The organism is Salicibibacter halophilus, assembly GCF_006740705.1.
GTDB classification, from domain to species: domain Bacteria; phylum Bacillota; class Bacilli; order Bacillales; family Marinococcaceae; genus Salicibibacter; species Salicibibacter halophilus.
Genome location: NZ_CP035485.1, coordinates 339,901 through 360,400, shown reverse-complemented (window position 1 = coordinate 360,400; position 20,500 = coordinate 339,901). Strand labels below are relative to the sequence as shown.

The following is a 20,500-nucleotide window of genomic DNA, read 5'->3' as shown; positions in this document are numbered from 1 at the left end:
AACAAAGCAAATGCTCCTTTCATAAGATAGGCTGATATCTCATCGAAATGGGGGAAAATAATGAAACATCAAGATCATGATTGGTCAGGTATCTACAACCATTTGCGAGAAAGCCTTTATGAACAACAAATCGTCTGTTCCATGAGCACCCAACTGTATTATATGCCGGAAACGGAAGATCTCGAAGGCAACCCGGAAATGCATGAGCACTTAGTTCCCGCATCCTACCATCGTGTAACGGCTGTGGGTTCTGCGAAAAGATTAATGAAGGACGAAGCCAAAGAGCCTTCTTCCATTGTTCAATCCTTACGTTCATGCATCGAGAATGCGCAAAGCGAAGATCAAGGCGTTATGCGATGGCTCCACGTCATGAGGGATGAAGCCCCGTCGTCTTTTTCATCGTTTATCCAACGAATCATTACTAGGCAAGAAAAAGCCGAAAAGTCGTTAAAAGAAGCGCAACAACAAATGGAAAACGAAAGAGAAGAACGGGAAGAAAAAAGCCAAACGCTTGAGGAAATGGCCGTTTGGTGTGATGATATTGATTGGCATTGGCAACAAATGAAACCTATCTTTGCCAAGGTTGCTGATCAAAAAAACCTGGAAGGATGGGAACAGAAATTACGCAACCTCAAAGGAAAAGTTCATGCAGCTTCCCCATTGGAAACCATGGATTTTCAAACGGCTCAGGGCCTCTATGACCAATGGGAAAGCTTATACCATGAAACGCAGGAGTATCGGTCTTTCTGACCAAAACGCACTTGCATCCTTCCATCGATGATGACCATTTTACACGGGCACATTTATAAGGGATGTGCTCGTTCATCATCCACATCCCGGATCTCTCCGTACATATTTCTTTTTCGTTTCCCTTCCCACCAGATAATCATCATGTATTTGTAGAAAATGTTACACTGACCATAATACATCCTACATAAAAGAGGGATATCATGCGTTCAAGCCCCATAGATATTGGCTTCGGAAATATTACTTTTTCTCATCGCATCGTTGCCATTGACCCCGTCGATTCAGCGCCCGTGAAACGCATGGTTCATGAAGCAAGAAATCAGCATAGGCTTATTGACGCTACAAATGGACGAAAAACGAGAAGTATCATCCGAACCAATAGCGATCATATCCTATTATCCACTGTGCGACCTGAGACGATCGCTCGACGATTAAAGACATCAGAAACGACGCATGAAAACCCTAAATGAATGGGTCCGGTGTTCAAAGGAATGGACCCTTTGTTGTTATGACTTCATCTTCATGCATAACATCTTTGGAATCTTGACACAATATCCATAAACCAAGGTTGTCTCAGCTACCCTGCTCACACTATCAAAACATATCGTTATGTGCTGAGACAGCCTAATGGTTATGATGCATGGATCAACATAACGTTTGCGATACATCCAAATCTGAGTGTTTTTGCACAAAACCCCGAAATGGTACGATCAGGCTGTAAACCTTGTCTAATCAGAAAATCCTTGAAACATTATCGGCTAAAATTTAAGCAAATGGCCCGAAAAAATAGGAATCGCCCCCCTAATAAGATCATAATAAAGTATGATTAGATTAACATACTCCAAATTAAAGAGATTAAAAATAATCCAGTGGTAGATACCGATACGTATAAAGTTAATTTTTTTAAGTAAGATTGATATGAAGAATAGTAATGTTTAATGGTTCAGTAACAATTTACGGGGGACATGAATCGACACCCGATAAAACAGGAAAATCCAAATCACCTGTCGAAATGGATAAGTACCCACAAAACCCATACGAAAGGTGATTTGGATGCTTACCCATTATACCATGGTCCATGAATGTAAAGAAGTCCCTTTTGCCATTATCCATCAAGAAGAAATTCCATTTGGTTATCCGAACCCAGGATTATATCGCTACCTTCAGTTACTGAATGAAGGCACACGTTGTCCGGATTGTGGGTACTGGACAACCCGAGTGCATGAGCATCACATGAAGCAAGTGGTTGCAGGCGCTCACAACGATACACCGATCTTTGATCATTTCAACCATCGTCGATTTATATGTGATGCCTGTTGTCGTACGTTTATGGAGCCATTACCTTGGCTCAAACCATATCAACGAATGTCGGTGATAGCCAAGCAATCACTGATATTTGCAACGGCCGACCGTACCTTCAAATCGGTAGGAGAAGCCTTTGATCGCAGTGGTCAAACTATTGGGGTCCATGCACGCGCATGTCATGGAGAGCATCCAGCTATTTCGGATCGATCCACCCCCGCGCTCATCGGCCTTGATGAAATCAGTTTGGCCAAAGGAAAAGGCAAGTATCGGTTGGTCATGTACGATCTCTCGGTACCATGGCGGCCCCAGTTATTCGAGTTACATGAAAGTCGTCGCAAAGAAGCTGTCATGGATCTTTTCAACCAATTGTCTCAACCTGAACAAGTGATTGCGGTTGCGATCGATATGTGGAGGCCTTATCAGACAGCGATTAAGGCCGCCCTCCCTCAAGCGATCGTGGTCATTGATGCCTTCCATGTCATCCAAGCTTCGACGCGTGCCTTGGACGATGTGCGAAAAAGCGTCCAACATGTTTTGACCAAAGAAGAACGGGTGGCATTAAAAGAAGACAAAGACTTGTTTGCTGAACGAACGGAAGAATTAACCCCGGAACAACAAGAACGTCTGAAGCATTGGGAGACAACATCACCGACGTTAGCTCAAGCCATGCGCCTGCATCAAAAACTTCGCCAATTGTATCAATGCAATGATCTGGAAGAAGCATTGGATCATTTAGGGGCGTGGGAAAAAGAGGTCATCGCCTCTTCCCTGGAGCCGTTCGATGATCTTCTCAAGACGATTTGGAATTGGTTGCCGGAAATTCTCCATCGGTTTCACTATCGTATATCCAACGCCAAAACCGAAGGGAAGAACAACCAACTCCGCACGATGAATCAACAAGGGTTTGGCTATTCGTTATTCTCTCTTCAAGCTCGGATGCAGGTGAAGGAAGAAAAAGAGGCGATCCTTAAATGGAGAAAATATCAAGCTCGGTGTGAACAAAGAATCCATCAAGAAGAATACCCACCGGCAGCCTAAGGATTATCGACAAAATTTGCTCTATAAAGCAAGGTGTGGGACTTCATTGTCGAATATTGTCATCCATCCCGTGATTTGTGATAGAACCACTTTTTTTTCATACTAATCCTCCTAATCTATTTAGACCTGCAATAAAAATAGCATAAATTTCCAATATTATCAACAAAATGTAAAATTAAAGTAAGATATTAGTGCAGTCTAAAAGTGTCATTGTAGTTATGTATAAATATATCTCATTATCCAAGGAGACAAATGGGGTGTATTTGCCAGTACCTCAGGGCGAAAAGACACCAAGCAGGGGAAGAGCCAGAACCTCTCACATGACGTGCGCTCTTCCTAAAATATGGAAACGGATTCACGTATACGTTATACACCGCTATGCAAATCGACTGCCGGCAAGGTGGATTATGTAAACATATAACCTACCATAACTCCTGTTATATCAACCTTCATGCGTGTATGTGTTTTGGCTTTCTTTATGCAATGGCAAAAAGATTGTTCATACAGGTTTCACCATTCATTTCCAGTGCATAAAAGCATGTATAAAATCCCATTTGTTTATACTTACCTCCATTCGTTTTTATGCTTCCAAAACGTTCGTTTTTTCCAAACCACGAAAAGAGATTCATTCTTAATTAAAAAGGAAAAGATTTACATTGTTTCGTTTCGAAAATTCTTCTACCAAACATCACATCATTCGCTTCATAACATCCATTAACTCTTCTATCGTCTCTTCCTTATCGCCTTTTTCGATCGCATTAGCTACACAGTGATGAGTATGATCTTCCATTAACGAAATACTGACCTTTTTCATCGCTGATTGGATGGCCGAGATTTGATGGAGGATATCGACACAGTATTTATCATCGTCAATCATGTTTTGCACGCCACGCACTTGACCCTCGATGCGTTTCAAACGATTGAGTAATTCTTGTTTGTTTGGCTGAACCGTTCTTTTTTCATGTGTTGGCATATACCTTTTCTCCTTTCATTTAGGGAATAGGGATTGTGCATGATACACAACCCCTTCCCTTTCAGGCTACATCATACCCTTGATCTTCAATTTCTTCCGTAATGGCTTCCAAATCTACCTTGTTCGAGTCAAAGGTGACGTCTACTTTTCCTTCATTCAAATGAACCTTCACATAGTCGACGCCATTGAGGTTGCCGACATTGCCCTCAATGGAACTCACGCAATGGCCACAAGACATCCCTTGTACGTTTAATGTCATTTCCTTCATGGTTCCTTGCTCCTTTCGTTCTTTCCATTATATTATACCCTGGTAAAGCATTAAAATCATGTGATGAACGCTTCCTGTTTTTATACAGATGGATGACTATGATACGATGATACCTACACATCGATCCCCTCCTTTACTTGGTATCGAGCAGAGCGTGGGAGAAAGCGACGGATATTCCCAAATGATGTGGAAGAGCGTATGCAAAGATAAGTTTTCGATGTCGAGCGGCCAATTCCTTAAAAACCTTCGATTGTTTTGTAGATAAAGTCACATCTTTTGAACCAACAACTTTATCTCAGACGCATTGCGTTCGAATCCAGTAAAGACAAGTGGTTTTTTCATTTTTCCCAGCAGTGATGTTTGGGTGAAAACAAAACCCGGTACTACTCTAGATCCGGTTTGTTTTTTTAAGCCATCTTCTTTCTCGGGTGCTTTGCTTACGTCGTACTCTGTATAAGCCACATTTTGTTCATTCAAATACGCCTTACTATCCTTGCAGTCCGAGCAAAGGGGATGGGTATACAGTTCGAGTTCATACATACTGACCCTCCTCTCATTCGTCGACTTGAAGAACAAACGGAAATGTAAGAACACCAGTGTCTTCATACTGGAATTCCGCCCAAACTTTGTACAGCCCAGGCTGATCAATATGGGTTTCGAAAGTGGTTGTATGGTCTGAAGTCGGATGAACATGAATAAATGTCTCCGCGTCTTCATCAAGGATCACGACATGGCCAAGGGCGCCCAAATAAGGCTCCGGTTCTTCTCCATGCAAATCAAAATCAAGTTTCGTTGTATCACTCGTGCTCAATCCTTCGGTCTCGAGGGTGACCGTCTTCCCATTGATCTCTTGCGTCAGATTTTCACTCGCTGAGAGAGAAGCCGAGGGGCTGGCCTGCTTTCCCTCGCCTACCTGAAGGTCATTAGGCTGAACAACATAGTTCCGATCCTTCGGAGCCATATCGACAAAGGCTTGGTAATGGCCGTTTTCAAGGTCTGTCGGCGCTGTATGGATGGCGTCCTCCTCGCGTTCCGGATGGAGGTGGATGAAGTCTTCCAAGTCATTCGAGACGATGATCAAATGCATCTCTTTTTCATGAGTTTCTTCTAACTCAGGCACAGTTCCGTGTACATCCTCTAGCTGGACGCGAACCTCCCCACCGTTATAAGAAACGTCGGTGTGAACGTCAGATGCGCCGTCTGTTTGCTGATGGTGGTGATCCATTTGTCCATCCTCCTCGTTTTGCACTGATGAAACTTCATAGCTTTCCTGCGCTTCTTCTGCATTTCCGTGATCTTCATGCATGTCAGTGCTCTCTAACGGGTTCGCACCCGTGATGGCCGTGTAACTGCCAATAACAACCGCCACATACAAGACCCCCACGAGTGCCCAATATCTAATTTTCATAGTTTTCCCTCCTATCGGCTCAACTTCAACCGTTGTAGACGTAAAGCATTTAAGACGACGGACACCGAACTGAAAGCCATCGCTGCTCCTGCTACCCATGGAGCAAGTAGTCCGGCAGCTGCAATCGGGATTGATGCCGTGTTGTAAATGAAGGCAAAGAACAGGTTTTGTTTAATGTTACGGTACGTTTTCGTACTGAGCTGCACACTATCAGCTACGCTGTGCAAGTCGCCGCGCATCAGAGTAATATCGGCAGCTTCAATCGCCACATCCGTTCCTGTTCCAATCGCCATCCCAATATCGGCAACCGCGAGTGCCGGTGCATCGTTAATACCATCGCCAACCATCGCGACTTTTTGGCCTTGCTCTTGGATCTTTTTGATTTCTTCGGCTTTTTGTTCCGGAACGACTTCGGCGATCACACGGTCAATTCCGACTTGTTGGCCGATCGCTTCTGCCGTTTGCTGGTTGTCTCCTGTTAGCATCGCCACTTCCAACCCGAAGTCATGCATGCGCTTGATCGCGTCTTTGGACGTTTCTTTCACCGTATCGGCAACCGCAATCATCCCAGCATACGTGCCGCCGATGGCAATGAGCATCGCTGTCTTTCCTTCTTTCTCAAAGGTAGACATCTCATCGCCGGCAGATCCAATCGTGACCGATGATGTTTGCATCAGTTTACGTGTCCCGATGAGGACTTCGTCTCCGCCAACAAAAGCACGAACGCCAAACCCTGGCAGCGCTTCGAAATCTTCGGCTTCTCGCAACGAAATCCCCTTTTCTTCAATACCTTTTACCATCGCTTCCGCGAGGGGGTGCTCCGAGTTTTTCTCCACGGCACCGATAATTGCAAGCACCGTCTCTTCATGGAAATCGAGCGCAACCTCAACATCGGTCAAGGCAGGTTCGCCCTTGGTTACCGTGCCCGTCTTGTCAAGCACGATCGTTTGGACCCCACGTGTGTTTTCTAGATGCTCGCCGCCTTTAAAAAGTACACCATTCTCAGCCGAACGACCGGTCCCCGCCATAATGGAGGTTGGTGTAGCTAGGCCTAAGGCACATGGGCAAGCGATAACGAGAATCGTAATGAGAGGGACGAGTGCTGAACGCAAATCTCCGGGTTCGATCACAAAATACCAGGTGAGAAAGGTAGTGATCGCGATCAACACAACGATCGGGACAAAAATCCCCGAAACTTTATCAACCGTCCGTTGGACATTCGCCTTGCTTCCTTGCGCTTCTTCCACAACTTTAACGATTTGAGAAAGGGCCGTGTCTTTCCCGACCTTCGTAGCTTCGATTTTGAGAAGCCCGTTTTTATTGATCGTTGACCCGATGACATCGTCTCCTTGTTTTTTGTCAACCGGAATGCTTTCGCCGGTGATCATCGATTCGTCCATGGCCGATTGCCCTTCATGAATCATTCCGTCCACTGGCACTTTCTCTCCGGGGCGTACCATAACCGTGTCTCCCACAAGCACTTCTTCGATGGAGACTTCCATTTCCTCCCCATTACGAATGATGCGTGCCGTTTTGGCTTGCAAACCAAGCAACTTTTCAATCGCTTTGCTCGTGCGTCCTTTGGCACGTACTTCAAACAGTTTCCCGAGGAAAACGAGCGTAATAATCACGGCTGCCGTCTCAAAGTAAAGCTCCGGCATCCCCTGTTGGCCAGTGGCATACCATTCCCAACCCAAGAAGATGCTATAGAAAAAGGCCGCCGTCGTCCCAAGCGCAATCAATACATCCATATTTGCACTTTTATTTTTCAAGGCTTTGTAGGAGCCACTATAAAACTGTGCCCCAACGAAAAATTGCACAGGGGCTGCCAGAGCCAGCTGTACCCATGGGTCCATGAACATATCCGGCATATAGAGGAAGGACGTAAACTCAAAGTGAGCCACCATTGTCCAAAACAATGGCAACGTTAAAATCGTTGCAAACACAAATTTACCGGTTTGCTTGCGTATTTCGTCGTCTTTTCTACTCACCATTTCTTCCCTTGACTTTTGCGGTTTAAGGGTATATCCCAATTTGCGGACCCCTTCGATCATATCTCCGACGGATACTTGGCCTTTATCATACTCGACAGAAACATTCTCCATGGCAAAGTTAACCGTTGCCGAAGAAACCCCTTCCATTTTTGATAGCTTTTTTTCAATTTTTGTTGCACAAGCCGCACAAGTCATGCCTGAAATATCAAAAGTTTGTTTTTCATGAATGACTTGATAACCAAGTTTATCAATTTTCGCTTCAAAATCTTGGACATCCGTTTGCTCGGGATCGTAAACGACATTGGTTTTTTCCATCGCAAAATTTACATTTGCTTCACTAACGCCATCTATTTTTGCTAGCCCCTTTTCAATTTTCGACGCACACGCTGCACACGTCATGCCGGAAATTTGCAAGGAGGCTTCTTTTTGCGTGCCCATTGTTTTCTCCCCCCGTTCATCATTTATGTTACTATACCCATGTAGGGTATATAAAGAGAAGAACTATTCAAAAGCTCCCTTTGCGATCTTCACTTAGTTACATTCACTCCCTCCAAAATCCTGATCATTAGTGTCTGTAAAGAATATACCATACCCCCGTAAGGTATGTAAAGGGAGAAAAATCGTTTCCTTTTATGACCATAAATATTCACCCTTTGAATGATCCCATGCGTTGCCATTATAGTTTTTAAGCGCAGGTTATAAAAGTTTGACCCCTGGTGAAATCTATTCAGACAGGATGAATTAAGCATGTTTCACATATACCCTACACGGGTAATTGTATTATGTGCATATAAGGGGAGGGAGATACAATGTCCAATAAAAATCATCACGAACAAGGACATCACCATCACAAAGAGCATGACCACCATGCTCACCACGACGAAAGCCATCACGACCATGAGCATCATGGGGATCACGATCATGACGATCATGCTCATCACGATGGCCATGGCGGCCACTCCGGCCATGGTCACCACGGGCATGGCGATCACGGAGATATGATGGCTGACTTCAAGAAACGCTTTTTCGTCACGGTTATTCTAGCTATCCCTATTATCATATTGTCCGATATGATTCAGATGTTTTTTAATTATACGGTTGCATTCCCCGGCGATACGGCCGTTGAACTCATCTTGGCAACCATCGTCTTCGTCTACGGGGGTTGGCCATTTTTAACGGGGCTTGTGAGTGAGATCAAAGATAAAGCCCCAGGGATGATGACCCTTATAGGGTTTGCCATCACCGTTGCGTATGTGTACAGTGCCGCTACGGTCTTTGGCCTTGAAGGGATGGACTTTTTCTGGGAGCTGGCCACGTTGGTTGCCATTATGCTTCTCGGTCACTGGATCGAGATGAAATCCGTGATGAAAGCGTCCGATTCGCTTGAATCCCTGGTAGAACTGATGCCCCAGGAAGCGAATAAACTGGATGCCGACGATCAGGTTATATCTGTCTCCGTAACCGAGCTTAAAAAGGGCGACCGTCTTCTTATTAAACCGGGTGAGAAAATACCGGCGGATGGACATATTTTAAATGGAAAGTCCTCCATCAATGAATCGATGCTCACCGGAGAGTCGGAACCGGTTGAAAAAAGTGAAGGAGACGAAGTCATTGGCGGAGCCATCAACTCTTCCGGATCTTTGACGATCGAAGTGACCAAGACGAGCGATGAAGGGTATCTATCGCAAGTGGTTCAGCTCGTCAAAGAGGCACAGGAAAGCAAATCAAAAACGCAAATGCTTTCGGATCGCGCCGCCAGTCTCCTGTTCTACGTCGCTGTGGTTGCCGGAATCGTGACCTTCAGCACTTGGATGGCCCTTGGTGTGGACACAGAATTCGCGGTCACCCGGATGGTCACCGTGCTCGTCATTTCTTGTCCGCACGCCCTCGGTCTCGCGATTCCATTAGTGGCTGCCCGTTCCACAGGAATTTCGGCGCAAAAAGGGTTATTCATTCGCAACCGCATTGGATTTGAAAGCGCCCGAAGGGTCGACACGATGATTTTTGACAAGACCGGAACACTGACGCATGGAGAATTCGGCGTTACAGATGTTCTCCCGGAAGAGAGTATATCCGAAGAAGAGCTTTTAAAACTGGCCGCCTCGCTTGAGTCACAATCGGAGCATCCAATCGCTGCCGGTATTGTAGCGAAAGTCAACGAAGCGAACATCGATATTCCCCAACCGGAAAACTTTGATTCAATGACAGGGGCAGGCATTACCGGAAACGTTGATGGCAAGGTTATTTCGGTCGTCAGTCCGGGGTATCTGCAAAGAGAGGGGATCAGCTATGACAAGGAGCGCTTTTCCAAACTTGCGGAAGCAGGCAAAACCGTTGTTTTCGTCCTTCAAGAGCAAACCTTACTTGGGGCCATTGCTTTGGCTGATGTTGTAAAAACATCCGCAAAAGAAGCCGTTGATCGTTTGCATCAAATGGGGATCGAGACCGTGATGCTAACCGGAGACAACGAAAAAGTGGCGCAGGAAGTAGCCAAGCAGATTGGCATTGATCAAGTCATCGCTGAAGTTCTTCCTCATGAAAAAGCGGAAAAAGTGAAGGAATTAAAGAAAGATGGAAAACGTGTCGGCATGACAGGGGATGGCATTAATGATGCGCCCGCGCTTGCCAATGCCGATCTCGGCGTTGCCGTTGGAGCAGGCACAGACGTTGCTATGGAAACAGCTGATGTTATCCTCGTCAACAGCGATCCGCTCGATGTCGTATCCATTGTCGATTTGTCTAGGCTCACTTATCGAAAGATGATTCAAAACCTTTGGTGGGCGGCCGGCTACAACATTGTCGCGATTCCACTCGCGGCAGGTGTACTCGCAGCATGGGGATTTCTTCTTGATCCTGCCTTAGGTGCGGTCCTCATGTCCCTTAGTACAATAATTGTAGCGATCAATGCCCAGACGCTCAAAATGAAGTAAATGCCCCAACATTTCTCTATGTGGTATGAAATATCACCAAACATTTAGAAACCCCTTTGTTTTATAGCAAGGGGTTACTTTATTTGTTACAATGCTCTCTTCAATTAAGCTTTAATACTCATTTCATCACATAGCAACCGTTGCCAATGATCTTTCAGCTATTAAATTACCTTCGAAAGGACAGTTTCTTGTAGCATTATATCATCCAGGACGGGACATACTGTCCTAAATACATCGCAATCGTCTCAAAATAACCGGTGAAATGAAGAATGCCCAGCATAATCATAATGAAGCCACTTCCCTTTTGAGTGGCCGGTAAGATATGTACGCATACATCGAAAAAAAGATCTTCTAACCCGAACGCTTGAAAATTACGTTCTTCGCGGAAGGTTCATTCACGCTCAGTCCGAATGTCTTTATGCACATGTTCAAACCCGGCTTTTAATATTTGTTGTGTCTCTTCAAAACGAGCTTCATCTGATTCTGCACGCATGACGACGGCAATTAATCGTTGTCCATGTTGTTCGGAAGTGCCGATAAACGAGTACCCTGCGCCGCGGGTATAGCCAGTTTTTAATCCATCCACTTCGGGATGGGCTGGGTGTTGGTCAAAATCCGGCTCATCGATGTTGGAACCCACTTCTTCACTGTTCAATAGAGTATTGGTACTTGGCAATACCTGGTTCCGATAGGAAAGGCTGAGCGTGGGTTGTTTAGTAAGGTTGACGATATTCGGATAATCTTGAAGCAAATGGTAGCCGAGCACTGCTGTATCCAAGGCAGTCATTCTGGATTCATAATCGAATGTTTCATGAGGGAGCCCGCTTGCGTTTATAAAGTTTGCATCTTGAGACAGCCCTATTTCGCTAGCCTTTTCGTTCATGCGCTCCATAAAAGCTTCTTCGCTTCCGTCTGTATATTCAGCCAGCGCCACCGACGCATCATTGGCAGAAACAATCGCCATTGCTTGAAAAAGATCCGCAACCGATAAGACAGAACCTTCCCGGAGATAGATACTTGCTCCTCCGGTTGCTGCGGCAACATCGCTAATTCCCACTTCGTCTTCGATATCCATGTCACCGTCTTCCAGCGATTCCAAAATCAAATACATCGTCATCACTTTGGACATGCTCGCCGGCGGCAATGGTTCATTTGCATTTTTTTGCCAGAGTACGTCACCGGTATCGCCGTCTAACAGAACGGCAGCCTCCGCCTCTGTCTGAACGTCATTAAACCCCATCGGCGTAATGCTGGATTTCTCTGCCAATTCCACATTTTTTTCCGATAATTGTTCCGTTACTGATTCTTCAATGATTTGAGAAGAAGATAAAATCAAAAACATAAAAACTAAAATAGTGCTTGAAATGAAAAAACGAATTAAATGCCGCATATGCTGGTCTTTCGCTCCTGTACTAAAGTCTTGTATATGAACTCAATTATAAGACAAAAGACCTTTTGGAACAATCAAAAAAAAGTTGAGGAAGTCAGGTTCGTTCCGATGAAGCACAATTCTGTCGGAACGAACCCTTCGAGAGGCGCACTAGCTATACACCGATGATCGACATTCCATAATAAGTGACCCAAGCGATGCATAGAACGTTTACACTTCCCTCACCGATCCAAGAGCCGGTTCGGGTATGAAAAGGAAAACGTATCGTCGTATCGATGGGATAAAAAAGTTTGATGCCTTGTGACGTGAGCATATCGAGGATGTAATGGCTTGCCATCCCGATAAAGACTCCGGATTGAATCATCACCCCGATGGTGCCCGGAATCATGCCTGTGAGGACAGCGATAAGGACGAGGAATATCAAACTATGGGTAAAGGTACGGTGTCCGAATATTCGTCTTATCAACCATGAAAAAACAGAGGCTCGTCTTCCCGCCTTCGATTGCGGATGACATATATCCGGAAGCAGTCCTCCAAGCAGAGAAGCGCTGAAAAAAATAGCAGCGTCCCATCCCCCTTCGATGGACGGGAGCGTTTCAGGCGCGAGCATATCATAAGTTGCCGCGGCTGCTAGAGCGCCAACGAGATGGGTGCCGCCTTTCATAATATTATACTCCTTTTATTCAGTTGAACGTTCGTGGTCGATGTAAGGCCATACCGCACGCACAGCTCCCGAGGTATCCGTATCGATTACGTAACTTCCGGTTTGATAACGGTCATAGTGGCGAACCCCTGCTGTCGAGATCGGATGGATGCTTTCATCCCCGGTTTTTATCATTAACGTCTCGTTTATTGCTACAGGATTAACAGCGACTAACTTGTGAGGATTTGTTTTTAACTCACGCAACATGGTAAGGCCGCGTTTCGCGCGGGAACTGCTCGGGAATTGATCCCATTTCATTTTTTTCACTGCTCCCCGATGGGAAACGGAAAAGAGCGATTCTGCGTTTTCCGCAGGGAAAGGAAATGCGGATACGACTTCGTCTTTTTCTTTTAGCGCGATGCCTTTTACGCCGGCGGCACGTTGGCCGACGACACTAATCTCCGATTCCGAAAACCGAAGTCCATACCCTTGTTTTGTAGCGAAAAAGATCTCGGAAGATCCTTCCGTAAGGGCGACGTCAAGAAGGGTGTCCCCTTCCTTGATCTTAAGCGCGATCAGCGCCTTAGAGAAGCGCTGTGCCTGATAATCGCTTAACACGGAACGTTTGGCCATGCCCTTTTTCGTAAAGAACATCAAGTAACGATCCTGGTCAAAAGAACGAACCGGGATAGCGCGTACGATGCCGTCATCCGCTGCAAGCGTCGCGAGGTTGCCGACATGTTGACCGTCGTCTTTCCAACGAATATCCGGAAGCTGATGAACGGGAATATAAACGTACCGACCCTGGGAAGTAAATAAAAGTAACGTATCCGTTGTGTTCATTTCCGCAAAGAACAGCAAGTCATCCGTGTCTTTCATGCCCGGGCGCTCATCGATGGACGCGCTGTAGGAACGTGCACTCGTGCGTTTCACATACCCGCCCCGGGTGACCGTCACAAATACTTCTTCGGCCGGGATCATCACCTGCATGTCAACTTTCAGTTCTTCCACCTTTTCTTCGATAACTGTTCGACGGTCATCCGCGTATTTTTTCTTCATTTGTTTCAATTCTTTTTTAATCGTTTGGACAAGCTTTTTAGGGCTGCCTAAGATTTCATTCAAGCGTTCAATTGTTTTTGCTAGCTCTTCCGCTTCTTTCTCCAATGTTACAATGTCTGTGTTCGTTAAACGGTACAGTTGCAAATTTACGATCGCTTCCGCTTGCACTTCCGTGAAGCCGAAAGCTTCGGTGATGTTTTGTTTTGCGTCCGCCTTGTCGTTCGATTGGCGAATGAGCGCGATGAGTTCGTCCAAAACGCTGATCGCTTTCATTAGCCCTTCCACAATGTGTTGCCGTTTCGTCGCTTGATCCAATTCGTAGCGGCTGCGATTGATCACGACTTCTTTTTGATGGGCAATATAGGCGGATAACAAAGGTTTTAATCCCATCAATTGCGGCGCTTTATCAGCGATCGCAACCATGTTCAAGTGATAAGTAACCTGCAAATCGGTGTGTTTATACAAGTAGTGCAAAATGCTTTGCGCATCCGCTTCTTTTTTTAGTTCCACAACGATTTGCAGCCCGGTGCGGTCGGTGTCATCGCGAACTTCCGCGATGCCGTCGATTTTTTTGTCGAAGCGGATTTCATCCATGCGTTTAACGAGGTTCGCCTTAACGACTTCATATGGTATCTCCGTAATGACAATTTGTTCTTTTCCGCCCCGCAACGTTTCGATATTCGCGGTGCCCCGTACGATGACTTTTCCTTTGCCCGTTTCATAAGCTTGCTTGAGGTTTTCCGTCCCTTGGACGGTCCCTCCTCCCGGAAAATCCGGACCTTTAATGAAGGTCAAAAGGTCTTCCAGGGTGCAATCCGGCTGATCAAGCATATGGATGGCCGCATCGATCACCTCGCCGAGATTGTGGGGAGGGATATCGGTAGCATAGCCGGCAGAAATGCCGGTGGAACCGTTGACGAGCAAATTCGGGAAATAAGCCGGCAAAACGACGGGTTCTTCGTCCGTGTCATCAAAATTCGGAATGAACTCGACGGTCTCTTTTCCGATATCGCGAAGCATTTCCTGAGCCAAAGCGGAGATCCGGGCTTCCGTATACCGCATGGCTGCCGGCGGGTCTCCATCGATGGAACCGTTATTCCCTTGCATCTGCACAAGGCCATGGCGAATTTTCCATGGTTGGCTCATGCGCACCAGTGCTTCATAGACCGAAGAATCCCCGTGGGGATGATAGTTGCCGATGACATTCCCGACCGTTTTGGCCGCCTTCCGAAAAGGTTTGTCGGCCGTATTGTTGTCTTTTACCATCGCATAGAGAATGCGGCGCTGTACAGGTTTCAACCCATCTTTTGCATCCGGAAGCGCTCGTTCCTGAATGATGTATTTGCTATAGCGGCCGAACCGGTCTCCGATAACCTCTTCCAGCGGCAAATCCAAATATTTTTCAGCTTCAGGCACGGCTGTCCTCTCCCTCTGCAAACAACATTTGCTCGTTGTCCATAATATTCGTTTCTTCATCGAGTCCGAAGGCGACGTGGGATTCGATCCACTTCCGTCTCGGTTCGACTTTGTCGCCCATTAAGGTCGATACGCGCTTATCCGCCCGGGCCAGGTCTTCAACGTTTACGCGGATAAGCGTGCGCCCGTCCGGATTCATTGTTGTTTCCCATAACTGGATTGGGTCCATCTCGCCGAGGCCTTTGTACCTTTGTATCGTGTAGCCTTTTCCGACGTTTTTGATTGCCTTGTTTAAACCGGCTTCATCCCACGCGTATTCCATTTTGTGCTTCGCGCCGCTGCCTTTTTCCACTTTGTATAAGGGAGGCAGGGCGATAAACACTTTGCCAGCTTCCACGAGCGGACGCATATAGCGGTAAAAAAACGTCAGCAACAATACTTGAATGTGTGCGCCATCCGTATCTGCGTCCGTCATAATCACCACTTTGTCGTAGTTGCAATCTTCAATGGAAAAATCCGTCCCTGCGCCTGCCCCGATCGCATAAATAATTGTGCGGATTTCCTCGTTTTTCATGATGTCGTCGAGCTTGGCTTTTTCGGTATTAATCACTTTGCCGCGCAGCGGGAGAACTGCCTGGAATTTACGGTCGCGTCCTTCCTTCGCGGAACCTCCCGCGGAATCCCCTTCCACGAGATAAAGTTCGTTTCGTCGCGGGTTTTTGGATTGGGCCGGGGTTAGCTTTCCGCTCAGCAAGGCCTCTTTTTTCCGGGACTTTTTGCCGCTTCTTGCCTCTTCTCTCGCTTTTCGCGCTGCTTCCCGGACTTGCTGGGCTTTGATGGCTTTTTGAATCAGCATGGTGCTCAGTTTCGGGTTTTCTTCAAAAAAATACCCCAGTTTATCCGAGAGATAAGCATCGACAATCGAACGGGCATCCGGTGTTCCTAGCTTGCTTTTCGTCTGCCCCTCAAATTGCAAAAGCGCTTCTGGAATATGTACGGATAACACCACCGTTAACCCTTCGCGAATATCGTTTCCGTCCAAGTTTTTATCTTTAGCCTTGAGCAATTGCAATTTCCGGGCATGTTCGTTCAACGCACGCGTGAGGGCTGTTTTCATCCCAAATTCGTGTGTTCCCCCGTCTCTTGTTCGAACGTGGTTCACAAAGGACAAAATATTCTCGGTATAACCGTCGTTGAATTGAAAGGCAAAATTCACATGCATGTCTTGATTGGAGCCGTCAAAGGAGATAACCTCATGCAAGGTTTCTTTATCTTCGTTTAAGTAGGAAACAAAAGCTTCAAGTCCCGTTTCATATTGGAATGTTTCGGTTTGCGTTTGCTCTCCCCGTTCGTCTGTAAAGGTAATCGCTGTCCCGCCCAAAAGAAAAGCGGCTTCCCGTAAGCGTTCGGACAATATCTCATTATGAAAAGAGACGGCTTGAAACACTTCCGGATCGGGTTGAAAACGTACGGCCGTCCCTGTTTTCTTGGTTTTGCCCTTTTTTTCGAGCGTCGTGACGGGGACGCCGCCATTTTCAAATCGTTGTTCATAACGATGGCCATCCCGATAAATCGTTAAATGAAGCGAGGAAGATAACGCGTTCACAACGGAAGCGCCCACGCCATGGAGCCCCCCGCTCGCTGCGTAGCCCCCTTGCCCGAATTTTCCGCCGGCGTGCAATACGGTCATGATGACTTCAGGCGTCGGCCGACCTGTACGATGGGTCCCCACAGGCATGCCGCGGCCTTCATCGCTCACGGAGGCGCTCCCGTCTTTATGCAAGGTGACCTTGATGTGTTGCCCGAAACCGGCCATCGCCTCGTCCACGGCATTGTCAATAATCTCGTCCACGAGATGATGCAGCCCGCGGGCATCGGTGCTTCCAATATACATGCCGGGTCTTTTTCGCACGGCTTCCAGGCCTTCCAGCACTTGAATGGCGTCGTCATTGTACTCGAATGTGTGTTTAATGTCATCCACGAATTTCCGCGACCCCTTTCCCATGTGTACCAACTTCGATCAAATGATTCTCTCTATACGATAAGGCATAGAACATATGTTTTCAAGCGTTGCACGTGTCGATGCAAAAACTTTTTTTAAAAGTGCGCGCTCATTGGTGCGTTTCATCTTACACTGATTTTGACAATGCTTTCCGAAACTGTCAACTCAGCTTTTTTTAAACACTAAAAAAGAACCGTACCAATAACAACTGCACGGTTTTCTCTCTCGGAAAAAAATGGGGATCATCATCCCCATTTAAACATAATATTTTGAGCGTTGCGCACCTATTCTTCACTAAATCAAGCTATGCTCAACTTTGATGCATCGGTCCATCACGACGGTTTTGCCGCTATTTTTCGCTATTTCAAATCCTTCTTTGCTGACGACGCCAAGTTGCGTCCAAAAAACATTTGCATCCGTTTGCGCGGCTTCTTCGGCAATGGCCGGCACAAATTCACTCCGCCGAAACACATTCACAATATCAATCGGTTCCTCGATGTCGCTAAGCGACGAAACTGCTTTCTCCCCAAGCACTTCATCAACTGTAGGATTAACAGGAATAATTTTGTACCCTGCTTCTTGCATGACTTTTGAAACTTCGTGCGACGTACGCTCGGGGTTATCGGATAAACCGACCACAGCAATGCGTTTGGCGCCCTTTAAGATTTCGCCTATCTCTTCTTTTGATGGATTGGAAATTGTTTCCACTTATTCTTCCTCCTAACGTTTATTCCAACAACTCGTTTTCCCGTAAATAGTCTTCTGCAACTGCTTCCGGATCAGCGTCTTCATAATCGACGAGGTAATTCATTTCCTGCATGCCTTCATCGCTAATTTCCCCGGCAAGCGTATTTAAAATGCCTTCCAGTTCAGGATGATCGGCCAAAACTTCCTCCCGCATCAACGGCGCTCCTTGGTATGGAGGGAATAATTCTTCATCATCCTCCAAAACCATCATATCATATTCCACGAGATAAGCATCTGTGGAATAAGCATCGATCACTTCCACTTCCCCTTCTTCAATGGCTTGCGAACGAAGGCCGGGATCAAGGCCATTCACATCGGCCAGTTCAAACCCATACGTATCTACAACAGCCTCATAGCCGTCATCGGGACGGTCAAGAAACTCGAAAGTAAAACCGGCCGTAAATTCGTTTTGATGGGGTTCTACATCCGATATCGTCTCGATGGCATATTCTTCCCCGATTGCTTCACTTACCGCTAACGCATACGTATTATTATAAGCCATTGGTTCGAGATAAACGACACTGTATGCTTCTTCTATTCCCGCTTTTGTCGCGTCATACACTTCTTCTTCATTCATCCCGGAAGGATCCTCCCCTAAAAGATCCACGTAAGCCGTCCCCGTAAATTCCGGATAAATGTCGATATCGCCGACAAGAAGGGCATCAAACACGATGTCCGTCCCGCCTAAACCTGCCTGCACATCCACATTCAAATCGGTATCTTCTTCGATCAAATGCTTGTACATATTAGCCAATATCTCCGGCTCAGCATCGAGTTTCCCGCCAACAACGACGTCGTGTTGTTGTGCGGGCAGAAGAATCGGCGTAATCACAATCAAAAAAGCGGAACCCATAACGATTGAAAACGTCATAAACGAACGCTTCGCCTTTTCGGTCCAGCGTAGAACAACATCAAACAGCAATGCCAATATCGCGGCAGGGATTGCCCCGAGCAAGATATAGGATTGATCCGCACGCTGGATGCCGGTCATAATTAAGTCACCAAGACCGCCTGCACCGATTAATGCTGCCAATGTGGCCGTACCGACAATCAGGACCATCGATGTGCGAATCCCGGCCATAACGACCGGCAGTGCCATCGGCAATTCCACTTTCCGAAGTTTTCTGGCCGGGCTCATCCCCATGCCGGTAGCCGCTTCCTTAATGGACGGATCAATCTCGCGTATGCCCGTGTATGTATTGCGGAGGATGGGAAGAAGCGCATATGCGGTGAGCGCGATAATGGCAGGAACCGTTCCGATTCCGAAAAAGATAATCATAAATCCGAGGAGCGCTAGGCTTGGGATAGTTTGCAAAACCGCTGCAACACCGATCACCGGTTCAGCGAGCCGTCGTGTGCGTGTAAGGGATATGCCGAGGGGAACGGCAATGAGAATCGCACATAAAAGGGATATAAAAGACATTTGCACATGCTCCCAGAGCAATTCAAACAGTGTTTCTCGTTGATTGGCGAAGACTTCCAAAAACTCTCCTACCGCTTCCATCACGGCATAGCCCCCTTTCCGGCCGATGGGCATGGATATAGGCAACAATGCTCCGATAACTCAACACACCAACGAGCTTATCTCCCTCAACGACAGGGAGGGCATCGAATTCAGAAGCTTCCACGGCGGAGACAACCTCATGTAACGGACGTTCCGGTGAAACCAAAAGATCATGGGTTGTTACAGTCCCCGTCGGATCCAAGCGGCCAAGAAAACGCCTTTGGTCGCCAAATACATATAAAGGGGCAGGGAATGAAGGGGCGTGGATCATTGTTTCCCCGACCATATGTTGGCTGTCGGTTTCCATCACTTCTGATGCAGGCGCATTCCATACATCCATGCCCCGACCCCCGACAAACTTTTTGACAAAACCGCTTGCAGGGGAGTTCCGAAATTCCTCGGGTCTTCCGATTTGTACAGCCTCTCCTTGTCTCATCAAGCAGATGCGATCGGCCAGTTGCATCGCCTCTTCGATATCATGGGTAACAAAAACGATGGTTTTTTTAATTTTCTGCTGGAGTTTGGCGATATCTTTTTGTAAGTGTTCGCGACTAATAGGGTCAAGCGTGCTGAAAGGCTCGTCCATAAGCAGAATATCAGGGTTCCCCGCCAATGCCCGTATCACCCCTACCCGTTGTTGTTCCCCGCCGGAAAGCTCATCCGGAAGCCGGTTTCGATATGTACCCGGATCTAAATCAACCATTTCCAGCAATTCATCGATGCGCTTCTTCGTTTCATTTTTCCCCCATTTTTTCATCTCCGGAACGACCGCGATATTTTCCGAAACCGTCATCGTCGGGAAAAGCCCGATTTGTTGCAACACATACCCTATATTCCAACGCAGTTCCTGGCGGTTAAAATCACGAAGGTCTTTCCCGTCGATGGAGATGGTGCCTGCTGTTGGCTCCACAAGACGGTTGATCATCTTTAAGCTCGTGGTTTTCCCGCAGCCGCTCGGTCCGATGAGGACAAAAAACTCCCCTTTTTCCACATGAAAATCAAGCTTTTTTACCGCTTCAATTTGTCCGCTGAATGTTTTTGATACATCTTGAAACGTGATCACAAACGTCACCTGC

General features: G+C 46.7%; 17 protein-coding genes. 4 read left to right on the top strand and 13 right to left on the bottom strand.

The window, feature by feature from the left end:
- Positions 1 to 60: 60 nt before the first annotated feature.
- The 3 genes from EPH95_RS19055 (at position 61) to EPH95_RS01800 (ending at position 3,090) form a co-directional block, all read left to right on the top strand.
- Positions 61 to 750, top strand: a complete 690-nt coding sequence (locus tag EPH95_RS19055; RefSeq protein WP_193557000.1) for a hypothetical protein — start codon at positions 61 to 63, stop codon at positions 748 to 750.
- Between the two features lie 200 nt (positions 751 to 950).
- Positions 951 to 1,217 (top strand): extracellular matrix/biofilm biosynthesis regulator RemA family protein, encoded by a 267-nt coding sequence (locus EPH95_RS01805; RefSeq protein WP_142086825.1) that lies wholly within the window; start codon positions 951 to 953, stop codon positions 1,215 to 1,217.
- A gap of 583 nt (positions 1,218 to 1,800) precedes the next feature.
- Positions 1,801 to 3,090: an ISL3 family transposase gene (locus tag EPH95_RS01800; protein WP_142086824.1), complete on the top strand. Its 1,290-nt coding sequence runs from the start codon at positions 1,801 to 1,803 to the stop codon at positions 3,088 to 3,090.
- A 476-nt stretch (positions 3,091 to 3,566) separates the two neighbouring features.
- Here EPH95_RS01800 and EPH95_RS19130 read toward each other — a convergent pair whose 3' ends face one another.
- The 6 genes from EPH95_RS19130 to EPH95_RS01775 form a co-directional block, all read right to left on the bottom strand.
- Positions 3,567 to 3,719 carry a hypothetical protein gene (locus tag EPH95_RS19130; protein WP_227004005.1) on the bottom strand — a complete coding sequence of 51 codons (153 nt, stop codon included), beginning with the start codon at positions 3,717 to 3,719 and terminating at the stop codon, positions 3,567 to 3,569.
- Positions 3,720 to 3,778: 59 nt separating this feature from the next.
- Positions 3,779 to 4,063 (bottom strand): metal-sensitive transcriptional regulator, encoded by a 285-nt coding sequence (locus EPH95_RS01795; RefSeq protein WP_142086822.1) that lies wholly within the window; start codon positions 4,061 to 4,063, stop codon positions 3,779 to 3,781.
- A gap of 61 nt (positions 4,064 to 4,124) precedes the next feature.
- Positions 4,125 to 4,331 (bottom strand): copper chaperone CopZ, encoded by a 207-nt coding sequence (gene copZ / locus EPH95_RS01790; protein WP_142086820.1) that lies wholly within the window; start codon positions 4,329 to 4,331, stop codon positions 4,125 to 4,127.
- 267 nt (positions 4,332 to 4,598) lie between these two features.
- The gene (locus tag EPH95_RS01785; RefSeq protein WP_142086818.1) at positions 4,599 to 4,871 is read right to left on the bottom strand and encodes a glutaredoxin family protein; all 273 of its coding nucleotides are present in this window, start codon (positions 4,869 to 4,871) and stop codon (positions 4,599 to 4,601) included.
- 13 nt (positions 4,872 to 4,884) lie between these two features.
- A complete protein-coding gene (locus EPH95_RS01780; protein ID WP_142086816.1) occupies positions 4,885 to 5,739 on the bottom strand; it encodes a hypothetical protein in 855 nt (284 codons plus the stop codon).
- Positions 5,740 to 5,750: 11 nt separating this feature from the next.
- A complete protein-coding gene (locus EPH95_RS01775) occupies positions 5,751 to 8,171 on the bottom strand; it encodes a heavy metal translocating P-type ATPase (protein ID WP_142086814.1) in 2,421 nt (806 codons plus the stop codon).
- A 371-nt stretch (positions 8,172 to 8,542) separates the two neighbouring features.
- On the opposite strand from EPH95_RS01775, the gene EPH95_RS01770 reads away from it, so the two are divergent.
- Positions 8,543 to 10,663, top strand: coding sequence for a copper-translocating P-type ATPase (locus EPH95_RS01770; RefSeq protein WP_142086812.1), 2,121 nt, complete (start codon positions 8,543 to 8,545; stop codon positions 10,661 to 10,663).
- Between the two features lie 391 nt (positions 10,664 to 11,054).
- On the opposite strand, the gene EPH95_RS01765 is transcribed toward EPH95_RS01770, so the two are convergent.
- From EPH95_RS01765 to EPH95_RS19595, 7 genes are all read right to left on the bottom strand, one after another.
- A complete protein-coding gene (locus EPH95_RS01765) occupies positions 11,055 to 12,053 on the bottom strand; it encodes a D-alanyl-D-alanine carboxypeptidase family protein (protein ID WP_142086810.1) in 999 nt (332 codons plus the stop codon).
- Between the two features lie 154 nt (positions 12,054 to 12,207).
- Entirely contained in the window at positions 12,208 to 12,717 is a 510-nt protein-coding gene (locus EPH95_RS01760; RefSeq protein ID WP_142086808.1) for a metal-dependent hydrolase, read from the bottom strand.
- Positions 12,718 to 12,732: 15 nt separating this feature from the next.
- Entirely contained in the window at positions 12,733 to 15,171 is a 2,439-nt protein-coding gene (gene parC, locus EPH95_RS01755; RefSeq protein WP_142086806.1) for a DNA topoisomerase IV subunit A, read from the bottom strand.
- The gene (gene parE / locus EPH95_RS01750; RefSeq protein ID WP_142086804.1) at positions 15,164 to 17,176 is read right to left on the bottom strand and encodes a DNA topoisomerase IV subunit B; all 2,013 of its coding nucleotides are present in this window, start codon (positions 17,174 to 17,176) and stop codon (positions 15,164 to 15,166) included. Before parE ends, parC begins: the two co-directional genes overlap by 8 nt.
- Before the next feature lie 291 nt (positions 17,177 to 17,467).
- Positions 17,468 to 17,881, bottom strand: a complete 414-nt coding sequence (locus EPH95_RS01745; RefSeq protein WP_142086802.1) for a CoA-binding protein — start codon at positions 17,879 to 17,881, stop codon at positions 17,468 to 17,470.
- 19 nt (positions 17,882 to 17,900) lie between these two features.
- The gene (locus EPH95_RS01740) at positions 17,901 to 19,424 is read right to left on the bottom strand and encodes an ABC transporter permease/substrate-binding protein (RefSeq protein WP_142091440.1); all 1,524 of its coding nucleotides are present in this window, start codon (positions 19,422 to 19,424) and stop codon (positions 17,901 to 17,903) included.
- Positions 19,366 to 20,487: an ABC transporter ATP-binding protein gene (locus EPH95_RS19595; protein WP_142086800.1), complete on the bottom strand. Its 1,122-nt coding sequence runs from the start codon at positions 20,485 to 20,487 to the stop codon at positions 19,366 to 19,368. The genes EPH95_RS01740 and EPH95_RS19595 overlap by 59 nt, the downstream gene beginning before the upstream one ends.
- Positions 20,488 to 20,500: the final 13 nt, after the last annotated feature.

Bases quoted from the DNA above. Each gene is read 5' to 3' on its own strand.
- EPH95_RS01805 (WP_142086825.1), top strand. From the start codon at position 951: ATGCGTTCAAGCCCCATAGATATTGGCTTCGGAAATATTACTTTTTCT.
- EPH95_RS01780 (WP_142086816.1), bottom strand. From the start codon at position 5,739: ATGAAAATTAGATATTGGGCACTCGTGGGGGTCTTGTATGTGGCGGTT.
- EPH95_RS01785 (WP_142086818.1), bottom strand. From the start codon at position 4,871: ATGTATGAACTCGAACTGTATACCCATCCCCTTTGCTCGGACTGCAAG.
- EPH95_RS19130 (WP_227004005.1), bottom strand. From the start codon at position 3,719: ATGAATCTCTTTTCGTGGTTTGGAAAAAACGAACGTTTTGGAAGCATA.
- EPH95_RS01740 (WP_142091440.1), bottom strand. From the start codon at position 19,424: ATGGAAGCGGTAGGAGAGTTTTTGGAAGTCTTCGCCAATCAACGAGAA.
- EPH95_RS01765 (WP_142086810.1), bottom strand. From the start codon at position 12,053: ATGCGGCATTTAATTCGTTTTTTCATTTCAAGCACTATTTTAGTTTTT.
- EPH95_RS01775 (WP_142086814.1), bottom strand. From the start codon at position 8,171: ATGGGCACGCAAAAAGAAGCCTCCTTGCAAATTTCCGGCATGACGTGT.
- EPH95_RS01770 (WP_142086812.1), top strand. From the start codon at position 8,543: ATGTCCAATAAAAATCATCACGAACAAGGACATCACCATCACAAAGAG.
- EPH95_RS01760 (WP_142086808.1), bottom strand. From the start codon at position 12,717: ATGAAAGGCGGCACCCATCTCGTTGGCGCTCTAGCAGCCGCGGCAACT.
- EPH95_RS01795 (WP_142086822.1), bottom strand. From the start codon at position 4,063: ATGCCAACACATGAAAAAAGAACGGTTCAGCCAAACAAACAAGAATTA.
- EPH95_RS19055 (WP_193557000.1), top strand. From the start codon at position 61: ATGAAACATCAAGATCATGATTGGTCAGGTATCTACAACCATTTGCGA.
- EPH95_RS01800 (WP_142086824.1), top strand. From the start codon at position 1,801: ATGCTTACCCATTATACCATGGTCCATGAATGTAAAGAAGTCCCTTTT.
- copZ (WP_142086820.1), bottom strand. From the start codon at position 4,331: ATGAAGGAAATGACATTAAACGTACAAGGGATGTCTTGTGGCCATTGC.
- parE (WP_142086804.1), bottom strand. From the start codon at position 17,176: ATGGGAAAGGGGTCGCGGAAATTCGTGGATGACATTAAACACACATTC.